Annotated in this window: 22 protein-coding genes and 1 tRNA gene; 11 read left to right on the top strand and 12 right to left on the bottom strand. The window is 63.7% G+C overall.

Annotation, left to right across the window (positions count from 1 at the left end):
* Positions 1–41 precede the first annotated feature (41 nt).
* The gene (locus tag D9R08_RS07695) at positions 42–1,070 is read right to left on the bottom strand and encodes a LacI family DNA-binding transcriptional regulator (protein ID WP_121897452.1); all 1,029 of its coding nucleotides are present in this window, start codon (positions 1,068–1,070) and stop codon (positions 42–44) included.
* Positions 1,071–1,179: 109 nt separating this feature from the next.
* Here D9R08_RS07695 and D9R08_RS07690 point away from each other — a divergent pair.
* Positions 1,180–1,256, top strand: a tRNA-Arg gene (locus D9R08_RS07690).
* Positions 1,257–1,415: 159 nt separating this feature from the next.
* The gene (locus D9R08_RS07685; protein ID WP_121897677.1) at positions 1,416–2,654 is read left to right on the top strand and encodes a Coenzyme F420 hydrogenase/dehydrogenase, beta subunit C-terminal domain; all 1,239 of its coding nucleotides are present in this window, start codon (positions 1,416–1,418) and stop codon (positions 2,652–2,654) included.
* A gap of 72 nt (positions 2,655–2,726) precedes the next feature.
* Here D9R08_RS07685 and D9R08_RS07680 read toward each other — a convergent pair whose 3' ends face one another.
* Positions 2,727–4,013 carry a cupin domain-containing protein gene (locus D9R08_RS07680; RefSeq protein ID WP_158598952.1) on the bottom strand — a complete coding sequence of 429 codons (1,287 nt, stop codon included), beginning with the start codon at positions 4,011–4,013 and terminating at the stop codon, positions 2,727–2,729.
* Between the two features lie 180 nt (positions 4,014–4,193).
* On the opposite strand from D9R08_RS07680, the gene D9R08_RS07675 reads away from it, so the two are divergent.
* Entirely contained in the window at positions 4,194–4,484 is a 291-nt protein-coding gene (locus D9R08_RS07675) for a hypothetical protein (RefSeq protein ID WP_121897450.1), read from the top strand.
* A gap of 170 nt (positions 4,485–4,654) precedes the next feature.
* Here D9R08_RS07675 and D9R08_RS07670 read toward each other — a convergent pair whose 3' ends face one another.
* The gene (locus D9R08_RS07670) at positions 4,655–5,359 is read right to left on the bottom strand and encodes a winged helix-turn-helix domain-containing protein (protein ID WP_121897449.1); all 705 of its coding nucleotides are present in this window, start codon (positions 5,357–5,359) and stop codon (positions 4,655–4,657) included.
* Positions 5,331–5,624 (bottom strand): hypothetical protein, encoded by a 294-nt coding sequence (locus tag D9R08_RS07665; RefSeq protein WP_121897448.1) that lies wholly within the window; start codon positions 5,622–5,624, stop codon positions 5,331–5,333. The genes D9R08_RS07670 and D9R08_RS07665 overlap by 29 nt, the downstream gene beginning before the upstream one ends.
* A gap of 174 nt (positions 5,625–5,798) precedes the next feature.
* Here D9R08_RS07665 and D9R08_RS07660 point away from each other — a divergent pair, with 174 nt between their 5' ends.
* The 3 genes from D9R08_RS07660 to D9R08_RS07650 all read left to right on the top strand — a co-directional run bounded on the left by D9R08_RS07660 (position 5,799) and on the right by D9R08_RS07650 (position 8,305).
* Positions 5,799–6,245, top strand: coding sequence for a hypothetical protein (locus D9R08_RS07660; protein WP_147450637.1), 447 nt, complete (start codon positions 5,799–5,801; stop codon positions 6,243–6,245).
* 239 nt (positions 6,246–6,484) lie between these two features.
* Positions 6,485–7,099: a ribonuclease HII gene (locus D9R08_RS07655; protein WP_121897446.1), complete on the top strand. Its 615-nt coding sequence runs from the start codon at positions 6,485–6,487 to the stop codon at positions 7,097–7,099.
* Positions 7,100–7,198: 99 nt separating this feature from the next.
* The gene (locus D9R08_RS07650) at positions 7,199–8,305 is read left to right on the top strand and encodes a site-specific DNA-methyltransferase (protein WP_121897445.1); all 1,107 of its coding nucleotides are present in this window, start codon (positions 7,199–7,201) and stop codon (positions 8,303–8,305) included.
* Between the two features lie 192 nt (positions 8,306–8,497).
* Here the strand turns inward: D9R08_RS07650 and D9R08_RS07645 are convergent, their stop codons facing one another.
* Entirely contained in the window at positions 8,498–9,631 is a 1,134-nt protein-coding gene (locus D9R08_RS07645) for an alkane 1-monooxygenase (protein WP_121897444.1), read from the bottom strand.
* 57 nt (positions 9,632–9,688) lie between these two features.
* Positions 9,689–10,750 carry an A/G-specific adenine glycosylase gene (mutY, locus tag D9R08_RS07640; protein ID WP_121897443.1) on the bottom strand — a complete coding sequence of 354 codons (1,062 nt, stop codon included), beginning with the start codon at positions 10,748–10,750 and terminating at the stop codon, positions 9,689–9,691.
* Between the two features lie 90 nt (positions 10,751–10,840).
* Between mutY and D9R08_RS07635 the strand changes: the two genes are divergently transcribed.
* The 3 genes from D9R08_RS07635 to D9R08_RS07625 are packed head-to-tail and all read left to right on the top strand — an operon-like array spanning position 10,841 to position 13,167.
* A complete protein-coding gene (locus tag D9R08_RS07635; protein ID WP_121897442.1) occupies positions 10,841–11,362 on the top strand; it encodes a DUF721 domain-containing protein in 522 nt (173 codons plus the stop codon).
* Positions 11,363–11,374: 12 nt separating this feature from the next.
* Positions 11,375–12,049 (top strand): DsbA family protein, encoded by a 675-nt coding sequence (locus D9R08_RS07630; RefSeq protein ID WP_121897441.1) that lies wholly within the window; start codon positions 11,375–11,377, stop codon positions 12,047–12,049.
* Positions 12,046–13,167: a CaiB/BaiF CoA transferase family protein gene (locus tag D9R08_RS07625; protein ID WP_121897440.1), complete on the top strand. Its 1,122-nt coding sequence runs from the start codon at positions 12,046–12,048 to the stop codon at positions 13,165–13,167. The genes D9R08_RS07630 and D9R08_RS07625 overlap by 4 nt, the downstream gene beginning before the upstream one ends.
* 30 nt (positions 13,168–13,197) lie before the next feature.
* Here the strand turns inward: D9R08_RS07625 and lpxK are convergent, their stop codons facing one another.
* The 6 genes from lpxK to D9R08_RS07595 all read right to left on the bottom strand — a co-directional run bounded on the left by lpxK (position 13,198) and on the right by D9R08_RS07595 (position 19,584).
* Positions 13,198–14,196, bottom strand: coding sequence for a tetraacyldisaccharide 4'-kinase (lpxK, locus tag D9R08_RS07620; protein ID WP_121897439.1), 999 nt, complete (start codon positions 14,194–14,196; stop codon positions 13,198–13,200).
* Positions 14,196–15,503 (bottom strand): 3-deoxy-D-manno-octulosonic acid transferase, encoded by a 1,308-nt coding sequence (locus D9R08_RS07615; RefSeq protein ID WP_121897438.1) that lies wholly within the window; start codon positions 15,501–15,503, stop codon positions 14,196–14,198. The genes lpxK and D9R08_RS07615 overlap by 1 nt, the downstream gene beginning before the upstream one ends.
* A 6-nt stretch (positions 15,504–15,509) precedes the next feature.
* A complete protein-coding gene (locus tag D9R08_RS07610; RefSeq protein ID WP_121897437.1) occupies positions 15,510–15,752 on the bottom strand; it encodes a DUF4170 domain-containing protein in 243 nt (80 codons plus the stop codon).
* Positions 15,753–15,816: 64 nt separating this feature from the next.
* Positions 15,817–16,605: a 3'(2'),5'-bisphosphate nucleotidase CysQ gene (locus D9R08_RS07605; RefSeq protein ID WP_121897436.1), complete on the bottom strand. Its 789-nt coding sequence runs from the start codon at positions 16,603–16,605 to the stop codon at positions 15,817–15,819.
* Positions 16,592–17,938: a TldD/PmbA family protein gene (locus tag D9R08_RS07600; protein WP_121897435.1), complete on the bottom strand. Its 1,347-nt coding sequence runs from the start codon at positions 17,936–17,938 to the stop codon at positions 16,592–16,594. Before D9R08_RS07600 ends, D9R08_RS07605 begins: the two co-directional genes overlap by 14 nt.
* 140 nt (positions 17,939–18,078) lie before the next feature.
* Positions 18,079–19,584 (bottom strand): DUF2125 domain-containing protein, encoded by a 1,506-nt coding sequence (locus tag D9R08_RS07595; protein WP_121897434.1) that lies wholly within the window; start codon positions 19,582–19,584, stop codon positions 18,079–18,081.
* Between the two features lie 108 nt (positions 19,585–19,692).
* Here D9R08_RS07595 and D9R08_RS07590 point away from each other — a divergent pair, with 108 nt between their 5' ends.
* Complete coding sequence (locus D9R08_RS07590) at positions 19,693–20,448, top strand: SDR family oxidoreductase (protein WP_121897676.1); 756 nt, start codon at positions 19,693–19,695, stop codon at positions 20,446–20,448.
* Positions 20,445–21,065, top strand: coding sequence for an enoyl-CoA hydratase/isomerase family protein (locus D9R08_RS07585; protein ID WP_121897433.1), 621 nt, complete (start codon positions 20,445–20,447; stop codon positions 21,063–21,065). Before D9R08_RS07590 ends, D9R08_RS07585 begins: the two co-directional genes overlap by 4 nt.
* The last annotated feature ends 32 nt before the right edge of the window (positions 21,066–21,097 follow it).

The following is a 21,097-nucleotide window of genomic DNA, read 5'->3' as shown; positions in this document are numbered from 1 at the left end:
GCTGCTTCTGGTCCGGGAATTGGGTGCGGAGCTTGTGGGCGTCAGCGCCGTCGAACGGTTTCGCCTTCGAGAAACCTTGGCTCCAGCGCAATGATCTCGTCTGACAGTGCGTTTGCCGCGATCAACTCGGCAGCCTTCTGACCGATCTCCGTCCTGCGGCTGTCCATGGTTGCGATGCGCATGGGCAAGCCGTCGAGCACTTCGAAGGAGTTGAACCCGGCCAGACCGATCTCCTCCGGAATTTTCATCCCCTTTTCCAGGCAATAGAGAAGACCGCCTGCGGCGTTCATGTCGGTGTTGTAATAGAGGAAGTCGAGATCCGGATGACGCGACAGCATGTCCGCACTCATCTGACGTCCGGTGCCGAAGCCCGACGCGCCCTCGTAAAAGCAACTGTCGGTCAGGGTGACACCAGCCGCCGACAACCCTTCCCGAAGGCCCTGCAGACGCTTCTGCGCGCGGTGGTCGCCGCCGGAGCCGGAGCCGAGATAGCCGATTTTCCGGTAGCCGCGGGCGAGGATTTCACGGGCCATGTCGCGGCCCGCGCGAATATGGGAGATGCCGACGGCGGCTGCGACCGGATCGCCATCCACATCCATCACCTCGACCACGGGGATGCCCGCGCTCCGCATCATCGCCTGCGCGGCCGAGGTGTGTTCCAGCCCTGCAACGATCAGCCCGGACGGGCGCCACGAGAGCATCTCGTAGATCACCTTTTCCTCGGTTTCAGGATCGTACTGAGAAGTGCCGATCACCGGCTGAAGCGGCGTTTCGCTCAGAACTTTGCCAATTCCGCCAAGAACATCGGGGAAGACCATATTGGAAAGCGACGGGATGACGACGCCCACGAGATTGACACGGTTGGAGGCCAGCGCACCGGCTATCTTGTTGGGAACATAGCCGAGGCTTCGCGCGGCGCTGTAGACCCGGGCGCGGGTACGGTCGGAGACATCGCCACGGTTGCGAAGCACGCGGCTGACAGTCATCTCGGAAACGCCGGCAGCTTCGGCCACGTCGCGCAGGGTCAGCTGGGGTTTGCCGTCGAAAGGGTTGCGTCCGCGCAAGATCATGCCCCGTTTACGTTTCTGTCATCCTGTTGATACGCGGTATGATTTTGGTTGTCCAAGAGAATGGCCGTGCTTGCGCCCCGCGCCAAATTCCACCAGAAACGGCCCATGTGGCCCCGTGGCTCAACTGGATAGAGCAATCCCCTCCTAAGGGATAGGTTGCAGGTTCGAGTCCTGCCGGGGTCACCACGTGCGGTCGATAGGCCAGCGTGCGCAGGCCGCACATATCCCGCATACCTGCACTGGATAGCCCGATTTGCACGGCTTGCCCCGGGTTTGCGCGCGCGCCGGCGCTCAAATGTGTAAACTTTTATTGACACCTTGCAGGGCGCGGCGGAAAGTCGGTTCATGCCGAAGGACGCCTCCACAAGCGGACTGACAGCGCCCCGGATTGGCGGCGCGTCCCGGCCCGGGCTGTGCACCGATTGCGGCGTGAGCCGGATGGGCGATGGCAAGGCCTGCGGGCGCGCCTGCCAGTTCATCGCGCCCGATTACCCTGCCCTGGAGCAGGCGGCCCATGGGCGCGAGACGATCCCGGATCAGGGTGAAGAACACTTTTTCGGCGTGACCCAAACGATGATGCGCGCCCGGCTTGAGCCTGCCGCGCCGGGGGCGCAATGGACCGGGATCACCACGACGCTGGCCGCCGAGTTGCTGAGGGCCGGTGCGGTGGATGCGGTTCTGAGCGTGGCCCCGGACCCCACTGACCGGTGGAAGCCCATGCCGGTCATCGTGACCGACCCCGACGAGATGGCGCAATGCCGGGGCATGCGGATGGGCTATGGTCCCACCGTTGCATTGGTCGAGCCCGCGGCGGCGGCCGGTCACAAGCGGATCGCGTTGGTTGGCATTCCCTGTCAGGTCTATGCGCTGAGGGCGCTGGAAGCCGAGCTGGGCTTCGAGCGGATCTACGTGATCGGCACACCGTGTTCGGACAATACGACGACAGAGAATTTCCACATCTTTCTGGCGCTTCTGGACGAAAAGCCTGAAACGGTGAGCTATCTGGAATTTCGCGCCGACTACAAAGTTGAACTGCGATTCGACGACGGGCGCCCGACCCGCGTGGTGCCGTTCCTGAGCCTGCCGATCTCCAGACTGCCGGCGGACTTCTTCCCGATGACCTGCAAGACCTGCGTCGATTACACCAACCGGCTTGCCGACATCACGGTGGGCTATATGGGAGGCGACGGCGACCAGTGGCTGATCGTTCGGAATGACCGCGGGGCGGAAATGCTGGCACTGCTGGAGGGGCGATTGCAGACCAGACCGCTGACCGACAAGGGCAAGCGTGACGGGGCGGTAAAGGGGTTTCTGGCCAATACCGAACGCGCCGCGGGTGGGATGCCCTTGCGGTCCATGCCGGACTGGCTGCGCCCGGTTGTAAGCTTCCTTCAGCCACGGATCGGACCGCGCGGGTTGGAGTTTGCCCGGGCGCGGGTGGAGATGAAGGCGATCGAGACCGTGCTGCATCTGCGACGGGCCCACGGCGCGAAGATGAAGAACATGGTTCCGGAGCATGTCTGGCGTGTGGCGGCACGCTACGGACTGACCCCGAAAGAGGGCGAGCAGCGCGACATGGATTAGAAGGGATGCAACGGGTCGCCAGCGACATCTCAGCGGCCACAGGTGAGGCGTGGCTGACGCATCGCAGAGCGCTTAGTGCAGCATCAGCAGCCCCTCTCGCAGGAGGCGTCTTGCCAGGACCAGCTTGCCGGCGTCGTCCAGATCGCCCGCCATGTCGCCCACCCTGAAAGACGGCGTGGAAAGCGCGAAGCGGAGCGCGGTTTCCGCATGGGATGGAAGGCTGATCTCCGAACCATAGCAAAGAACGCTGATGACCGGATCCTTGCCGTCTTCGGCACCCATCACCGCGATATCATAGACCAGATCGGGACGCGCGCCGACAATGCTGTCGACGGTCATCTCGCCCAGCCTGGCGACCTGGGCCAACTGTCCTTCGACGCGGGGCACACGATTTGAGATGAAATCCTGTTTAAAGCCACCGAGAAGCGCTTCGAAGGGCGCGGTTTCCGTGAGCCTTGTCATCAGATCGCGAAAGGTCTGCTCGTGTGGTGCGGGGTCAAAGCCCGGGCCGGCGTGGCCGGGCGGCAGCGCGCGACGGAATACCGGATCCTTATGCGCCATGACACCCACCGCTTCCGCCATGAGATCGGCCCAGGTACGGACCATTAGCCCGGTGGTGATGTGGAGCGATGTCTGGTCCGTGGCCACCGCGTCATGGGCTAGGCCGCGCGGGATATAGCACATGTCGCCCGGTTCGAGCGTGAAACGGTCGGTTTCGGCGCCGATCGGCACGGCGTCGGGGGTGAAGCCCTGAGAGGCCATCGGGAGTTCCAGCGGAGTGTCGTAGATCCGCCATTCCTTGGTTCCCTCGACCTGCAGGACAAGGACATCATGACTATCGTAGTGTGGGTTGAAGCCCTGGGACTGGGTGGGGGTCATGTAGATATTTGTCTGCACCCGGCAGGACATGACGCTTTCCAGGGCCCGGCAGAACTGCCCCAGCTGCGGCAGGCGTTCGTGCAGGCCGGAGAGGATCACGGTGGCGCCATCGGCGAAAAGCTGGGCCACGCGAACCGGGTCGATATAGCCGCTCTCATACGTGTAGTCCGCAGGCTGGATCTGGGAGGCGCCGTGATCGCCGCCAGTATTCGTATCTGCATCTGTCGATGTCCGAGCGGGCGCGCTATCGTGATCGGTGTCGTGCCCGTGAGCATCGGATTTCGTCACGGTGATTTCGGGCGCATAGAGGCCCATCGTCGTCACCACATGGTCGATCTGTCCAAAGGACAGCAGGTGGGAGTAATAGTCGGGCTGGCCACGCTTCACGACCAGATGTTTCTTTTCAAAGTAATCCGTGAAAAACTGGTCGCGTGTGACGGGCGAAATGGCCCGGTCGAAGCCGAAATCGGGTTTGGTCATATGGGTTCTCTTGTGGGCCATCGAATCTCAGTGTGTAACACACAGACCATGGGAGAGCGCGATAGGCAATCCGCTCCCATCCAATAGAGGCGCACTATCGTTGACCTTTGGGTCACTCACGGATTACGGTCTGGCCAAAGCGACTTCGATCCTTTGATTTGATGTACTGGAGAGGCAATTATGTCCAAAAAACTTAAGCAAAATACGAATAGTCTGGCGGATAGCGATATCAGCACCCAGCGCAGGGCCGGTCGCCGCGGGTTTCTGGGTCTGATGGCATTAGGAGGCGCAGCCGTGACGGTTGTCGGTTCCGCCAATCAGGCACAGGCAGCGGATGTGGACAACGGGCAGTGGACCGACAGCGGCAGTTGTCCGCGCGGGAGCGGCGGCATTTTCACCGGAGTGACGGATAGTGACAACGGTGCGATCACGGATCAGGGCGGCTATGGCCGCGGTGCGCCTTACTGCTGAGTTGCAGCGCCAGAAACCTAATCAGACGCGGCCCATGGCGGGCCGCGTTTTGTCTCTGGCCGCTCCGTGCCAAGACCCATGCTGCCTTGGATCCGTCCCGGCCCTTGCGCGCTGTCTGACAGACACAAAAGGCAACTGGCCGCCGGACCGCAAGAGCGCACGAATAGCCCTCACACCATGCGGATGACATCCTTGTCGATGGCCAGCATGTACCCGCGACGGGCGATGTTCTTTACGAGCAATTCGCTGACCATCTGATTGCCGAGTGTGTCGCGCAGGCGTTTGATCCGTGTCGCGCCCGCGGCCTCGTCGCAATCGACCGCGGGTTTGCCGGACACCATCGCCTCGATCTCGGCGCCCGAGAGCACGTCATCATCCATCCGCGCTTCGGCCAGAACGGAAAGCGTTTCCATCGCCGCGTCGGTCAGCTTGAACTCCATGTTGTTGAGCAGGACGACCCGTTCCTCCCGACTGAGTATCAGAGAGGAGACCTGAATGCCGGATCTCTCGATCTCGCCCATCCGGCGGTTGAGCGCGACGATGGTGACCAGAAAGACGAGACAGGCGATCAGCAGCGCGGTGGCGAAGATCAGCAGCACGAAGATGACCGCGCGGTAACTGGTCAGAACTTCGGAGAAGGTGGTGCCGGACTGCGCCAGCACCTCCAGCAGGCGGATCGCCTCCCCCGATGTCAGCGCGTCGTTTTCAACGAAGATCCGTTCGACCCGTTCGTTGAAGGCATTGGCGTCGGGCAGATTTACAAACAGGAGGATCGCCGCGCCCAGAAGGATCGCGACAATCGCGGCAATGCCGATCTGGACGACGCGTGTGCCTGTGGCCCGTGTATCAGAAGCGGAGGTAGAACTGTCCTGCATCGTCCCTCCGTACATCAAGACCGGTTTCGTCGAAGATCGACATGACCTCCAGCAACTCCCATCCGCCGGCGGCCACGCGCGGCGCGATGACGCCGAAGGCCGCCCCCGGATCGCAGGCGGTATCGGGCAATTCGATCACACCGTAATGCAGCCGGAGCGGATCATCCATCTTGGCCTTGTAATCGGCAAAGCAGGCGGCGTGAACCGGCGCCGCCGCCAGGGCCAGACCCAAGGTCAGCCCAAGTTTATGAAGATGCTGTTTCATGACGGCACGATGCGGGAAAGAGGCCCGTTATACAATAACCGCAAAGGTTTGCCCGACCCGTTATTCGATAGCACGCCCGCGTTATTGAGCGACCCCGCCCGCAAGCTCAGCCTTGGTCCATCGCGTTTCCCCATGCGGGAAACGCACACGCATAAAGAGACCCTGGAGGATGCCATGCGAAGATTTCTGCCGAAGACTGCGATGGCCGCGGTTCTGTCCTTTACCCTTGCCCTGAGCGGTGTCGCCGCGACGCCTGGCACGGCGCGTGCCGATAGTGAAGACGCCGCTGCAATCATCGCCGGGATCATTGCGCTTTATGCCATCGGCCGCGCGGTCGAGCGGCGCAATGACCGTCGCGATCACCGGCCGGCGGTAACGCCGCAACCTCCACGCCAGCACAATCTTGTCGCACCCGCACGCTGTTTCAGGGAGTTCCAGACAACCGGCGGATATGTGCGCGGCTACGGCGCGCGATGCATGCAGAACAACGTGCGTCGTCCGGGCCTGTTGCCGCCGGACTGCATTCGCCGGGTCCAGACCAATCGCGGAACGCGCAACCTCTATGGCGGGAGGTGCCTTGCCCGCAATGGCTGGCAGCGGGAGCGCGGGTTTCACCCCTGAGCCGGAAAAGAGAACGAGCAGTGAGGCAGGGGAGACGGCGGTGCAGCAGTTTGGCACCGCCGTCTTTTTTTGCTGGGCGGCAAGCTGCACGGCCCCAATGAGGATGACGGCAGGCCGTGAGGTGATCTTGAGCATTTCCTTTTGCGCGGTACCCAGCTGATGCGGCCAGGTCTTCTCCGGCACTGACTTGGGTTTGGGCACTGGCTTGTTTCGCGTGCGTGGTCGTGGTCTTTGGGCCCATGGGCAGCAAACCGGATTTCGAGACCGAATTGGCGCTGGGCGGTGTGGTGGTCGGCGTCGACGAGGTGGGGCGCGGACCGCTCTGCGGGCCGGTGACGGCAGCGGCGGTGGTGCTGGACCCGGGATCGATACCGGACGGCTTGAACGATTCCAAGAAAGTGCCAGTGGCCCGGCGGCTGGCCTTGTTCGAGATCCTCCATCAGGTGGCGGATGTCGCCATCGGTTGGGCCAGTGTGGCCGAGATCGACAAGATGAATATTCGTGCAGCCTCCCTTCTGGCGATGCGCCGGGCGGTCGAAGGTTTGCCACAGATGCCCGGCCACGCGCTGATTGACGGGAATGCAGTGCCCGACGGGCTGCCCTGCCCGGCGACTGCCCTGATCAAGGGGGATGCGCGGTCGCTCTCCATCGCGGCGGCGTCGATCGTGGCGAAGGTGGCACGGGATCGGGTGATGGTGGCGCTGGCGCAACAGCACCCGGGCTATGGGTGGGATAGGAACATGGGTTACCCCACCGCGGAACATCTGGACGCTCTGCGGCGCCTTGGTGTGACCCCTGTTCATAGACGTTCGTTCAGCCCGGTGCACAATATCTTGTATCAAGAGAAATCCTAAGCCGCTGATTCAAAAAAGAAATTGACGACGAATCACCTTTGACTCATCCTGTGGACAAGAATTGAGCGCCCGAAAGAGGCGGCTAAGTCAGAGGCAGTGATGACCACCAAGACCAAATCCACGGGGGCCGGCGCGCTTCCGCTCAACAGCATTCTGTCCGGAGACTGCATCGAAGCGATGAACAGTCTGCCTGCGGCATCCGTCGATCTGATTTTTGCCGATCCGCCCTATAATCTCCAACTCAAGGGCGATCTGCACCGCCCGAACAACAGCCTTGTGGACGCGGTGGACGATCACTGGGACCAGTTCGACAGCTTCAAGGCGTATGACACATTTACGCGGGCATGGCTGAAGGCGGCGCAGCGTCTCTTGAAACCCCATGGCGCGATCTGGGTGATCGGCAGTTATCACAACATCTTTCGTGTCGGCTCTGCCCTGCAGGATCAAGGATACTGGATCCTGAACGATGTGGTCTGGCGCAAATCGAACCCGATGCCGAACTTCCGCGGCAAGCGTTTTACCAACGCCCATGAGACGATGATCTGGGCCAGCAAGTCCGAAGGCGCGAAATACACATTCAACTACGAGGCGCTGAAGGCGCTGAACGAGGGCATTCAGATGCGCTCGGACTGGGTGCTGCCGATCTGCAATGGCGGCGAAAGGCTGAAGGATGAAAAGGGCGACAAGGCCCATCCGACGCAGAAGCCGGAGGCGCTGTTGCACCGGGTGCTGGTGGCCGCGACGAACCCGGGCGATGTGGTGCTGGATCCGTTCTTCGGAACCGGCACGACCGGGGCCGTCGCCAAAAAGCTGGGCCGCGATTTCATCGGGATCGAGCGCGAGGCGGCGTATCGGGAAATCGCCGAAAAACGGATATCCAAAGTCCGCAGGTTCGACCGTGCCTCGCTTGAGGTCACGCAAGGCAAGCGCGCCGAACCACGGGTGCCGTTCGGTCAGGTCGTGGAACGGGGCCTGCTGAGCCCGGGCGAAGAATTGACCAGCCTGAATGGTCGCCACCGCGCCCGGATCCGGGCCGACGGGACACTGGTGGCACTGGATACCAAGGGGTCTATCCATCAGGTGGGCGCGCGGCTGGAAGGCGCGCCAAGCTGCAATGGTTGGACCTACTGGCATTTCCGGCGTGACGGACAGACCGTGCCCATCGATCTGTTGCGCCAGCAGATCCGTGCCGAGATGCAGAGCTAAGACTTTCGAGAGAATACCGCCCGTGCCTGCGGCCCCTTGGGGTCCGGCACGACCCTTGCCCTGCCGGTCCCCGGGACTGGTGGGGCTTTTTTTGCGGAGTGTCCGGTGCCTGTGGCCGCAATATCCGGTGCGCCCTGACGCCTGACTGTGGTCAGGGCGTCAGGGCGTGGCCAGGTCCAGCGCTTCCCCGTGTCAGCGCGGCGCCGGGTGCAGCGCCTTGTTATAGGGATGCCAGTCGGTGATTTCCGGGTAATACATCTGCCGCCATTTGCGCACGCGCGGGTTCATGACCCGCTTCCACAAGGGTGGAAACATCGCCGCCAAAGTCATGATCGTGTACCCGTAGGGCAGTTGCGGGGCGTCCGCTTCGGTATAGTTCTGCAAGAGCGGGAACCGCCGGTCGGGTTTGTAGTGATGATCGGAATGGCGCTGCAGATTGATCAGCAGCCAGTTGGACGCCTTGTGCGCCGCGTTCCAGCTGTGGCGCGGCAGAACGTGCTCATATTTGCCGTTGCCCAGATACTTCCGGGTCAGACCGTAATGTTCCACGTAATTGGTCAGTTCAAGCTGCCAGATTGCGACAAAGGCCTGAAACACGAAAAGCGCGACGCCCGGAATCCCGCCGATTGCTAGGGCGAGCAACAGGAATACGGCCTGCAGGGCCCAATACTTCCAGAACGGATTTGAGAGGTCATGCCAAGGCAGATTTTTGCGGGCCAGCATATCGCGCTCGGCCTCGAATGCGGAGACCCAGCATTGCCGTAGCACGCGCGGGAAAAAGCGGTGAAAGCCTTCGTTGTACCGCGCGGTCACCGGGTCGCGCTTGGTTCCCACATATCGATGATGGACCAGCAGATGCTCGGAGCGGAAATGGGAGTAAAGCACCGACGCAAGGAGGAGGTCGGACAGCCAGCGTTCGAGCCTGTTTCTCTGGTGCATCAGTTCGTGGCTGTAATTGATCCCTATCGTGCCGCTGATAATGCCGACGCCGAAGAAGAGCAGGATCTGTTCCAGCGTGTTCAGGTGGTCGGTATGGGAGACATACCAGATCGCGCCGAAAATCACGCAGAACTGAAGCGGAAACCAGATCAGCGTGATCGCCCGATACCAGAAAAGCTGTTTCTCTGTGGTTTGCAGGTCCGCGTTTTCCAGATTGAGACCGGTGAAGGCGTCAAGCACTGCAAAGAGCCACCACGTAGAGAGCGGCATCAGCAGCAGCCAGAGCCCGCCCTGCGTCGCGACGAAGGCGAATAGCGGGATCAGGCCGAGCGACAGCCAGAAGGGCAGGGCGTTGTGCAGTTTGGCGACGGTTGCGGCGGGGATCATCGGGCGACTCGATATAATGGAACACGGGGGACAGTCTGACGTGAATTCCGCATGATCTCAATTAACGGCGGGCAATCGGGACGCTAGGTCATAGGCCTTGCGCATCACTGTAGGCAGATCCGATGGCCGAAATTGGGCGGCCGGAAGGAAGCGGCCGCGATCGGGCCTCGCATCGGTGGTGACATGGGCGACGCGCAGCGCGAGGCGAAGGTGGAAATGGGTGAAGGTGTGGCGAACCTCAAGGCCCGGATCGTGCCAAGCCACGCGAAGCGGCGGCGCCTCCTTCGGGGCACTTTCCGTCCACTCCGTTCCTGGCCAGCCAAGCATGCCGCCAAGCAGGCCCTTGTCCGGGCGGGTTTCCAGAAGCCAGGCACCGTCCTCGCGCCGGGCCAGATAGGCAGTTCCATGCCGCGTGGGCTTGGGCTTTTTGGGCGATTTGCGGGGCAATTCGGGGGCGATGCCCTCGGCCCGGGCCCGACAAACCGCGCGGAGCGGACAGATACCGCAGGCCGGATTGCGCGGGCTACAGATGGTAGCACCCAGGTCCATGACAGCCTGTGCGTAATCGCCCGGGCGCGTCTTCGGCGTCAGACCGGCAGCGAGGGCCTTAAGCTCGGGTTTTGCCGCGGGCAAAGGCGTTTTCACCGCAAACAGACGTGCCATTACCCGTTCGACATTGCCATCCATCACCGTGGCAGGCCTGTCGAAGGCGATCGCGGCAATGGCGGCGGCGGTGTAGGGGCCGATGCCTGGCAGGGCGCGCAACGCCTCTTCGCTGTCTGGGAAGCGGCCATTCAGATCATGGGCCACTACGCGCGCGCATTTCAGCAGATTGCGGGCGCGGGCGTAGTAGCCAAGGCCCGCCCATTCGCCCATCACCGTGGCGTCTTCGGCCGCAGCCAGATCGGTCACGCCGGGCCAAAGCCGGATAAACCGGTCGAAATAGGCCTTCACCGCCGCAACCGTGGTCTGTTGCAACATGATCTCCGAGAGCCAGACCCGATAGGGATCGGGCCGGACGCCTGCCTGCCGCGTCGCGGGGCCGACACGCCAGGGCAGGCTGCGGGCGTTGATGTCGTACCATGCCAGCAAGGCCGTACTTTTTTCCTGATCACGCAAGGTTTATACGCTCAGCCCCCGTCTTGTTATTGGATGACGCCTGAGCCAGAGATACATTGATCGGGAACCAAGGAAAGCCAAAGACACGTCATGTCCCCGGAAACCCCCACATCCAGCCCGCGCCGGGGCCGAGGCTTTCAGCCGGCGAGCCGTCTGGTTGCGCAACAGCTGCGCGGCCCATTTGAAAAGCGAGGCTTCTCCGAAGCCAAGCTGCTGACCCACTGGGCCGAGATCGTGGGCGAAGAGACAGGTCGCGTCGCGCAGCCGGTCAAGATCCGGTATGGCCAGCGGGATGGGTTGGGAGGCACTCTGGTGATCCTGACCACCGGCTCCCATGCACCGGTGCTGGAGATGCAGAAAGAGCAGATCAGGGATCGGGTGAACGCCTGTTACGGGTATCGCGCGGTGGCGCGGGTGCAGATCACGCAGACCGCACCCACCGGGTTTGCCGACGGTCAGGTGGCCTTCACCGCCGCGCCGAAACCGGCGCGCGCCCCCTCTCCGCAGATCGACGCCGCGGCCAAAGCCGCCGTGGAAGGGGTCGAGGCGCCCGAGCTGAAAGCGGCGCTTGAACGGCTGGCACGCAATATCATGACCCATTCGAAATCCTAGAAGGAGCAGTTTATGAAGCGCAGGACCATTTTGACCGGCATCGGGGCCACGGGCCTTGTTCTCGGAGGAGCCGCCCTGATCGCGCCATGGCAAAGCGGCCGGAATCCCGCGCTGCCGCCCTTGGGCGCGGCCGGTGCGCAGGCGACCGGAGACATGCCCGAAATCGTCGATATGGCACTGGGTCAGGAGGATGCGCCGGTAACGGTCATCGAATATGCCTCCTTCACCTGCCCCCATTGCGCGACCTTCCATGAAAACGTGTTTCCGCAGATCAAGGAAAACTACATCGAAACGGGTAAGGTCAGGTTTGTGTATCGCGAGGTCTATTTCGACAGGTTCGGTCTTTGGGCCACGATGGTCGCGCGCTGCGCCGGGCCGGAGCGGTACTTCGCCGTGGTCGACCGCATCTACGAGACGCAGCGCGAATGGGTGCAGGGCGAACCTGCCACAGTGGCGGAAAACCTGCGGCGGATCGGGCGGTCGGTCGGTCTGGGAGAGGCCGAGCTTGAGGCCTGCCTGACCGATGCGGATATGGCGCAGGCACTGGTCGACCGCTACGAAGCGCATCAGGAAGAGCACAATATTCCCGGCACGCCGACCTTCATCATCGACGGTGAGCAGTTCAGCAACATGAGCTATGCCAGCTTTGCCGAGATCCTGGATGAACGGGTTGCCGCCGCCCAATGACGGCACCGCTTGACGGTATCAGGGTTCTGGAGCTTGCACGTATCCTGGCCGGTCCCTGGGCCGGCCAGACGCTTGCAGATCTGGGCGCCGAAGTCACCAAGATCGAGGCTCCCGAGGGGGATGATACTCGACGATGGGGACCGCCTTTCGTCCAGCGCGAAGGGGATCTGTCGGCGGCCTATTTCCATGGATGCAACCGCGGCAAACGCTCGGTCGTGGCCGATTTCCGTACCGCCGAAGGGCAGGCGAAGGTCCGCGCGTTTGCCGCGGAGGCGGATATCCTGATCGAGAACTTCAAGGTCGGCGGGCTGGCCAAGTACGGGCTTGATTATGCGAGCCTCAAAGCGCTGAACCCCGGCCTCATCTATTGCTCGATCACCGGCTTCGGGCAAACCGGCCCCTATGCCCATCGGGCGGGGTATGACTACATCATTCAGGGAATGAGCGGCATCATGTCGGTCACGGGCGACCCCCAAGGTCAGCCCCAGAAAGTGGGCATCGCCGTCACCGACATTCTGACGGGACTCTATTCGGTCAATGCGATCCTGGCGGCACTGCATCTGCGTGGCACGACCGGCAAGGGCCAGCATATCGACATGGCGCTGATGGATGTGGCGACGGGTTTCATGGCAAATCAGGCGATGAACTATCTGGTCACGGGCGTGGCACCGGAGCGGATCGGCAACGCGCATCAGAACCTGACCCCCTATCAGGTCTTCGATTGCGCGGATGGCTGGCTGATCATCGCGACCGGCAATGACGGGCAATACCGTCGACTTTGCCGACTGCTCGGACTGGACGATATGGCGGAGGCAGCGGAGTTCCTGACCAATGCGGACCGGATTGCGAACCGTGCGGAGATGACCCGGCGGCTGACCGGCGCGACGCGGGCGCGCAGCAAGGCCGACCTGCTGGCCGCGTGCGAGGCCGAAGGTGTGCCCGCGGGGCCGATCAACGATCTGGCGGAGGTCTTCGCCGACCCTCAGGTCAAGGCGCGGGGCTTGCAGATCGAACTGGACGGTGTGCCGGGCGTGCGCCCGCCTTTCCGGTTTTCCGATGCCGAGGTGGCGTTGCATCGGCCATCCCCCGGATTGGGGGAAGATGACGAAACGGGCTGAACTCAGGGGCGTTTAACCCCGGTGGCGTAGTCAGATATCCGGGCTTCGGTCCAGAATACGGCTCAGCGCCGTTTCCAGCGGGCCCGTGTCGTGGATCCGCAGGCGTACCGGGACGGTCATCACCGACTGGCGGAATGCAGGCGGAATGCGCACCGCGTCCTTTTCCGTGGTGACAAGCTGCGCGCCGAGAAGCTTTGCCTCACGCTGCAGGCGCATCAGCAGCGTCTCGGTCAGGGGCTGGTGGTCGGACAGAGGCTCGGCACGCAGAAGATCGGCCCCCATCTCCCGCAACGTGGCGAAGAATTTCTCCGGGTGTCCGATGCCAGCGAAGGCCAGAACGGGGCGGCCCGCCAGGGGCAGACCAGTGGGCAGCGGTTCCAGCCGCGCGGTCAGATGCGGCAGGTCGATCAGTCCGCCCCACCGGTCGGCAAAATCTTCCTGCGCAGCGTCCGGACCGATCGACAGCAGCAGATCGGCGCGCGCCAGACCAGTGCCGACCGGTTCGCGCAATGGCCCCGCGGGAATGACCTTTCCGTTGCCGAACCCATATGCCGCATCGACGACGATCACGGAGAGGTCATGGGCCAGCGCGGGGTTCTGGAACCCGTCATCCAGCAGGAGCACATCGGCTCCGGCCGTAGCGGCAAGCCGCGCCCCGGCCGCCCGGTCCCTAGCCACCCAGGTCGGCAGGAAGGCTGAAAGGAGCAGCGGTTCATCGCCCACCTGCGTTGCGTCATGCGCGCCTTGGGCGACCTGAACCGGCCCCTCAAGGGATCCGCCATAGCCGCGGCTGACCGCATGGGGTGTGCAGCCACGGGCAATCAGGTGCTGGGCCAATGCGATGACTGTGGGGGTCTTGCCGGTACCTCCGGCATTGAGATTGCCGATGCAGATCACGGGAATGCCGACCGTGTCGCGCGGCCCGGCCCGCAAGCGCCGCGCGGTCGCGGATGCATAAAGCGCCGCAAGCGGAGAGAGAAGCGCCGCGCGCAGCCCCGGCGGATGCTGCCAGAAGCCGGGCGCTTGCATCACGCCGGCCTCGGCAGCGCCGGAGGCGGGGGCGTATCGAGCGTATCGAGCAGCAGATCGACTGCCATATCGGTCACATTGGCGCCCGAGGAGGACACCTCCCATGCCGCGCTGGCCATGGCGGCGGCGTGATCGGGGTTCATCAGATCGTTGACCGCGGCGGCCAGGCTTTCGGGGGAGGAGACGAGGCGGGCAGCCTTGGCTTCGGTCAGGCGTTGGTAGATATCGACGAAATTCGTGACATAGGGCCCGTGCAGAATGGCGGAGCCGAGCGCCGCGGGCTCGAACGGGTTGTGCCCGCCGATCGGTTCCAGCGAACCGCCGACGAAGCTGACCGGAGCCAGACGATACCACAGACCCAGCTCGCCCACGGTATCGGCCAGATAAACCTGGGTGTCGCCATCGGGCGTTTCGTCTGCCGTGCGGCGGACATAACTCCAGCCCGTCGTCTGCAGCAGCTCGGCCACCGCGTCGCCGCGCTCGGGATGGCGCGGCACGATGATCAGGAGCAGGCGCGGGTTGCCGCGCATGGCGAGACTGTGCGCCTCCAGTACCTTCTTCTCCTCCCCCTTATGGGTGGAGGCGGCCAGCCAGACGGGTCGTCCTGCCAGCCGGGAGGCAAGCCGGGCGCGCTCGTTCTCGTCATAGGGGAGAGCCGCGGCCCCTTCCTTCAGCGTACCGGTCACCTTGAGCCGGTCCGCCGGCAGACCAAGCCGGCGCAGATAGCCCGCGGTGACATCGTCCTGCACATGGGCGAAGGTGAAGCGCCTCAGCAGACTGCGCGCCACGCCCTTGAGGAACCGCCACCTGTCATGGCTGGCCTTGGACATGCGCGCATTGATCAACAGCATCGGGATACCGCGCGCATCGGTTTCGGTGATCAGCGCCGGCCAAAGCTCGCTTTCGGTCCAGACCGCCAGGTCGGGGCGCCAATGATCGAGAAAGCGGCGCACGAAAGGCAGCGCGTCCATCGGGGCGTACTGGTGAAAGGCATCGTCCGGCAGGCGGCTGTCCATCACCTTGGCGGAGGTGACTGTCCCGGTGGTGACCAGGACCGAGATATCCGGGCGCTCCTCGATCAGCCGCCGGATCAGCTCCAGAAGCGCCAGCGACTCGCCCACGCTGGCTGCGTGAAACCAGATCAGCGGCGTGTCGGGCCGGGGACGGGAAGCGATGCCACGGCGCTCGTCAAGGCGCGCCTCGTCTTCCTTGCCGATGCGCAAGCGTGCGGCCAACTTGCGCTCGGCGAAGGCTTCGGCGCGGGCTGAAAACAGGAGATAGCCAGCAAGAATAAGGGATTGGCCCAAGGCGGCTTACCCCAGCTCTTCGGTTGGCGAAGCCTCGGTTTCCTCATCCCGCAGGCGGTGAATATGGGCAATGAAATACCGCATATGGGCATCGTCTACCGTGCGCTGAGCCTCGGATTTCCAGGCGGCATAGGCGCTGGCATAATCGGGGAACATACCGACGAGATGAATATCGTCGGCATTCTTGAACTCATTTTTGGAAGGGTCTTTCAGCTCGCCGCCGAAGACAAGATGCAGGCGTTGGGTCATGGATGCGGTGCCTTTGGGCTAAGGGTCGGAATTTGGCGGCACCCTACGGATATGGGGTGAGCCGTCAAGCGGCGCTGACCAGACGCGCCATAAGCTGCCGGTGGAGCGCCGGGGCCGCGGCCAGAACGCCGGGAAGTTGCGGGACGGGGTTGTTGAACACGAGTCTCTGGTCGTGCCGGTCGGAAATCGCGCCGCCGGCTTCGGCCACGATCAACGCGCCTGCGGCGATATCCCATTCCCAGCTGTCCCTGAGCGTGATCATCCCGTCGAACCGCCCCTGCCCGACCAGCGCAAGCCGATAGGCGAGCGACGATCGAAAATGCCGGGCCACGGGCGGCGGGGCGTCACGCCAGTGCTCGGGGCGCAGATTGGGCCGGGAGGTCAGGATGGTGGCCTGATCCTCTACATCGCGGGTCGAAGCGGCAAGCGGCGCGCCGTTCAGCGTGGCGCCACGCCCCAGGGCGGCGGCAAAAAGCCGATTCTTGACCGGCAGATAGACCACCGCGGCAGTGACCTGCCCCCGATCCGCGATGGCCAGCGAATGGGCGAAATCGCGGGAGCCGTCGATAAAGGCGCGGGTGCCGTCAATGGGATCGACAATGAAGGTCCGGCGTTGCGACAGGCGTGCGGGCGTATCGGGGGTTTCCTCCGACAGCCAGCCATAATCGGGGCGGGCGGCGGTCAGCGTTGTGCGCAGCATCTCGTCCACCGCCAGATCCGCGGCGGTCACCGGGCCCTCGCCCCCGGGCTTGTCCCAGATCTGAGGGCCCTGTTTCCAGTGGCGCGCGGCGATCTCGCCGGCCCGGCGCGCAGCGTCGACAAGCAGGCTCAGATCGTCTTCACGCTCCGGCAATCGTCAGGCCTTCGACCAGCAGCGACGGGACAACCCGCGATAGATGAGTGCGTGCATCATTGGCCGGCACGATCGTGCGCAGCATGTCGCGCAGGTTGCCTGCGATGGTGCATTCATTGACCGGATAGGCGATCTGCCCGTTTTCGACCCAAAACCCGGACGCGCCGCGAGAGTAATCGCCGGTCGTCGGGTTAATCGAGGACCCGATCATCGAGGTGATCAGAAGCCCGGTGCCCATCTGCGCCAGCAGATCCTCCCGGCTCAGGTCGCCCTGCGTCAGCGCGACATTGGTGACCGAGGGCGATGGCGGCGCCGAGGTGCCACGCGCAGCGTTGGCGGTGGAGGTCATGTTCAGCTTGCGCGCGGTGGCAAGGTCCAGCGTCCAGCCGGTGAGCACACCGTCGGCCACGATCTCGCGCCGCGCAGTCGGCAGCCCCTCGCCATCGAACGGGCGGGAACCGGTCACCCTTGGCCGGTGCGGGTCTTCGACGATCGACAGGCCCCTGGGCAGTACATCCTGACCCAGTGCATCGCGAAGCCAGGATCCGCCGCGCGCGATGGCGCTGCCGTTGGACGCCTGCAGCAGATGCCCGACAAGCGAGGAGGAAATCCGTTCGTCATATAGGACGGGAAAGGCGCCGGTGGGCGGTTTGCGGGCTCCGGCGCGGGCAATCGTGCGTTCCGCGGCAAGGCGCCCCACTTCTTCGGGGGCCATCATGTCTTCGGCATGGCTGCGGCCTTCGCCGTAATAGTCCCGCTCCATCCCGGTGCCTTCGCCTGTGATCGCCACACAGCTCAGGCCATGATCGGTGCGTCCGTAGCCGCCCGAAAACCCGTTCGTCGCCGCCAGATGGACCCGGCGCTGGCCGTATGCGGCGGTTGTCGCCTGAACCTGGGAGATGCCGGGAACGGACAGCGCGGCCGCCTCTGCCCTGAGGGCGGCGTCTTCAAGGGCTGCGGGTTCGGGTTCCGGCGTCGGATCGATCAGGTCAAGCGCCTCTGCATCCCACCCGGTGGCCAGCTGCGCCGGATCGGCCAGCCCGATGGTGGGATCCTCGGGCGCGAGTCGGGCCATGGCGAGGGCGCGGTCGGCCATTTCGGAGAGCGTGGCGGGGTTGATGTCCGATGCGGAGACGCAGGCCTGTCGCGCCCCGACCATGACCCGCAGCCCGATCTCGACACCTTCGGACCGTTCGGCCTGTTCCAGCTTGCCGTTCAGAACCCCGATGGAGACAGACGTGCCGTCCACCGCAATCGCATCGGCGGCATCGGCCCCGGCCCTCTTGGCTGCGGCCAGCAGATCGGCTGTCAGATCGGAAAGGGATCGGGTCATATCGGATTTGTCCTGAAGGCGCGGGGGCTCTGTCTGCCATGTGACCTAGAGCCGGGTGGACGGCGGTGCAAGACCGGGCAAAGGGAAACCGCCCGGCGCTCGGGTACAGCGCCGGGCGGTTCGGTTACCGGCAGAGCCGGCTATTGCAGCGGAATGCCATTGGCGGTGATGCCGCCGCCGGGCTGGAATTCGATCGTGGTTTCGAGCGTGTCCGCGGTCGGGCCGGGGCGTGCGAACATGCCCGACATGCCCCGCACCATGGCGGCCTGCGGCTCGGGCAGGAGTCCGGCAGATGTCAGACGGTCCAGCAGCGCATTGAGTCCGGCGGCGCGCAGATCGATTGTGCCAACCGGCATGGGCACCATCTGGCCGGGCGCGAACTCAAGATCGCCTTCCCCTTCCAGAGAGGCGCCCGCAGCGTTGATCTGCAGATCGTTGAGCGTAACCTCGCGCAGCTCTCCGGGAGGGCCCTGAAACGCAGTCGGATCACCTGCCAGCAGATTGACGAGCATCTGAACCTTGCCGGTGATGTCAACGATCAGGGTCGCGGGATCGCGCGGGATCGCCTGGCCCGGGTCGATCATGCTCCAAAGCGCCTCATTCACCTCAAGCCCCCGGTAGTCCAGCCTGAGCGCCATGTCCGAGGGCTCGTCCTCGGGCATCAGAGGCAGTGTGAAGAGGAAGCCGGTGGAGTCCGCGCTGATCTCGATCGGTGCCGGAAACTCGTTCGTCAGAATCGCCGCGTCGACATTCACGGCCGAGAGATCATAAGTAAGCCCGCCTTCGGTGAGCGCCACGCCCATCTCGCCGCCTTCATTGGCGAAGGACATGTTGAAGCTGCTTCCGGCTTCATCGACGGTCATTTCGTAACTCAGCCGCTCGTACTCCAGATCGCTCAGGAGGGAAAAATTCTCCGGAACGGAGGTATCATCGGACATCTGCGATATGAACGCCAACGCGAACATGCTGCCGGAACCGGTCGATGTCATCGGGCCCATGTTGAAGCTGAGCTTGAACCCGCCATCCTGACCGTTCGGCGCGGCGGCATCGATCGTGCCCGACATGCCCGAGAAACTGCTGCTGGAGGTGATCTCCGTCGTCTCGACCGTATCGCCGGTGAGCATGTGCTGGCCCGCGAAATCCGTGATGGTGGCGGCAATATTCATCTCTCCCGCCGACTGGCCATCGACAGTCATCTGTTCACTGCTGATCGTTATGCTGTCGGCGTCATACTCATAGTCGCGCGCGCCGGCATCTCCGGACACGGTGATGTTCAACCCCTGATGGCGAACACCCATGTCAATACGGACTGCCGGTCCGTCATCGATCTGGCTTACGGTCGTGATACGGACGGGGTCGGACATTTCGACGCTCAGCGTCCCATCGGCGTTTTCGTTGAGCGTGATCTCGTCGATCTCCACGGTCGATGTGCTCCCGCCCTGATCAGCCAACACCGTCATGCCGCTGATCCGAAGACCGGTATCGGTATCCGTGACGGACGTGGCGGAAAGGGTTTGACCGATTGCGGCGCCCTGCGCCTGCCATTCGTCCCAGATCTCCCGGGCGTCGACATCGGCCAGCGCAGGGGCTGCCGCGAGAAGCGCAATGGTGGAAAGACTTAGGGAAAAGGTTTTCAGCTTTGACATAACGACCTACCAAGGGTGAATTGCATCATGCGATGTTCGGACGCGCGTCTGACAGGGTCAAGAGCCGATTGGGCCGTCGGTCCGGCGGAGGTCAAGCAAAGGGGCGACATGGATATGCCAGGCGGAAAAACGGTCATGATTACGGGGGCAAGTCGAGGTATCGGCGCAGCCGCGGCACGGGCATTTGCCGCCGAGGGCGCAAATGTCGTCCTGTTGGCCCGCTCGCAGGAAGCCATTGCCGATCTGGCCGGCGAGATCGGCGATACCGCACTTGCTGTGCCCTGCGACGTCAGCCGCTACTGGGAGGTCGAGGCCGCGATTGCCGCCGCCGTCGAGACTTTTGGTGGGCTGGACGTGCTGATCAACAATGCCGGGGTGATCGAGCCGATCTCCCATCTTGTGAATGCCGATCCGGAGGCGTGGTCCCATGTGATCGACATCAATCTGAAGGGTGTTTTCAACGGGATGCGCGCGGCGATGCCCGGGATGATCGCCCGCGGCGGCGGAACGATCATCACCATCAGCTCCGGTGCGGCGCATAACGCGCTGGAGGGATGGAGCCATTACTGCACGTCCAAGGCGGGTGCTGCGATGCTGACCATGTGTCTGCACAAGGAGGCGGCCGATCAGGGTATTCGCGCGATGGGTCTGTCACCGGGCACCGTGGCCACACAGATGCAACGCGAGATCAAGTCCAGCGGCCTGAACCCGGTCAGCAAGCTGGAGTGGTCGGACCATATCCCGCCCGATTGGCCGGCCCGGGCGCTTGTCTGGATGTGCGGGGCCGAGGCGGATGATCTTCTGGGCACCGAGCTGTCACTGCGCGACGAGGAACTGCGCGCCCGGATCGGCCTGACGGCATGATCGACCTGATCCGCGAGGGCGGCCTGTGGCTTGTGATGCTGAACCGGCCCGACAAGGCCAACTCGCTGACCGAGGACATGTTGCGTCATCTAGCGGAGATCGCAGAGGATGCAGGGAATGATCCGTCGGTGCGCGCGTTGGTTCTGACCGGTGCGGGTGACCGGGTTTTCAGCGCGGGCGCGGATCTGGAGGCTGCGAAGGCGGGCCTTGCGACCTCGCCCATATGGGAACGGCTTTCCGGCGCCATCGCGGATCTGCCCTGCCTGAGCATCGCCGCCCTGAACGGGACGCTGGCGGGCGGCGCCTTCGGCATGGTGCTGGCCTGCGACCTGCGGATCGCCGTTCCGGAGGCCCGGTTTTTCTATCCCGTGGCGAAACTGGGTTTTCTGCCGCAGCCGTCCGACCCGGCGCGGATGGCAGCGCTGATCGGGCTTGCGCGCACAAAACTGCTGTTGCTGGCAGGCCAGAAGCTGACCGCGCAGGAAGCTCTGGACTTCGGATTGATCGACCGACTTGTCCTGCGCGACGGACTGTTGGCGATGGCGCGGGATCTGGCGGCGGATGCGCTGGCGGGCGATGCCGAAACGCTGCGAGGCATCAAGCGGCTTTGCCGGTAACGGGTAGGGCTTTCGAGCCCCGCCCGCCGCGC

The organism is Rhodophyticola porphyridii (assembly GCF_003688285.1).
In the GTDB taxonomy this organism is placed as follows: Bacteria; Pseudomonadota; Alphaproteobacteria; order Rhodobacterales; family Rhodobacteraceae; genus Rhodophyticola; species Rhodophyticola porphyridii.
Note: the sequence above shows the minus strand (reverse complement) of the source record. Positions and strands in the feature narration are given on the sequence as shown.

Coding starts and splice junctions, on each gene's coding strand:
- D9R08_RS07695 (WP_121897452.1), bottom strand. CDS start 1,070: ATGATCTTGCGCGGACGCAACCCTTTCGACGGCAAACCCCAGCTGACC.
- D9R08_RS07650 (WP_121897445.1), top strand. CDS start 7,199: ATGACCACCAAGACCAAATCCACGGGGGCCGGCGCGCTTCCGCTCAAC.
- D9R08_RS07670 (WP_121897449.1), bottom strand. CDS start 5,359: ATGCAGGACAGTTCTACCTCCGCTTCTGATACACGGGCCACAGGCACA.
- D9R08_RS07630 (WP_121897441.1), top strand. CDS start 11,375: ATGAAGCGCAGGACCATTTTGACCGGCATCGGGGCCACGGGCCTTGTT.
- D9R08_RS07590 (WP_121897676.1), top strand. CDS start 19,693: ATGGATATGCCAGGCGGAAAAACGGTCATGATTACGGGGGCAAGTCGA.
- D9R08_RS07595 (WP_121897434.1), bottom strand. CDS start 19,584: ATGTCAAAGCTGAAAACCTTTTCCCTAAGTCTTTCCACCATTGCGCTT.
- D9R08_RS07660 (WP_147450637.1), top strand. CDS start 5,799: ATGCGAAGATTTCTGCCGAAGACTGCGATGGCCGCGGTTCTGTCCTTT.
- D9R08_RS07665 (WP_121897448.1), bottom strand. CDS start 5,624: ATGAAACAGCATCTTCATAAACTTGGGCTGACCTTGGGTCTGGCCCTG.
- D9R08_RS07655 (WP_121897446.1), top strand. CDS start 6,485: ATGGGCAGCAAACCGGATTTCGAGACCGAATTGGCGCTGGGCGGTGTG.
- lpxK (WP_121897439.1), bottom strand. CDS start 14,196: ATGCAAGCGCCCGGCTTCTGGCAGCATCCGCCGGGGCTGCGCGCGGCG.
- D9R08_RS07680 (WP_158598952.1), bottom strand. CDS start 4,013: ATGACCAAACCCGATTTCGGCTTCGACCGGGCCATTTCGCCCGTCACA.
- D9R08_RS07610 (WP_121897437.1), bottom strand. CDS start 15,752: ATGACCCAACGCCTGCATCTTGTCTTCGGCGGCGAGCTGAAAGACCCT.
- D9R08_RS07675 (WP_121897450.1), top strand. CDS start 4,194: ATGTCCAAAAAACTTAAGCAAAATACGAATAGTCTGGCGGATAGCGAT.
- D9R08_RS07645 (WP_121897444.1), bottom strand. CDS start 9,631: ATGATCCCCGCCGCAACCGTCGCCAAACTGCACAACGCCCTGCCCTTC.
- D9R08_RS07585 (WP_121897433.1), top strand. CDS start 20,445: ATGATCGACCTGATCCGCGAGGGCGGCCTGTGGCTTGTGATGCTGAAC.
- D9R08_RS07625 (WP_121897440.1), top strand. CDS start 12,046: ATGACGGCACCGCTTGACGGTATCAGGGTTCTGGAGCTTGCACGTATC.
- D9R08_RS07635 (WP_121897442.1), top strand. CDS start 10,841: ATGTCCCCGGAAACCCCCACATCCAGCCCGCGCCGGGGCCGAGGCTTT.
- D9R08_RS07685 (WP_121897677.1), top strand. CDS start 1,416: ATGCCGAAGGACGCCTCCACAAGCGGACTGACAGCGCCCCGGATTGGC.
- D9R08_RS07600 (WP_121897435.1), bottom strand. CDS start 17,938: ATGACCCGATCCCTTTCCGATCTGACAGCCGATCTGCTGGCCGCAGCC.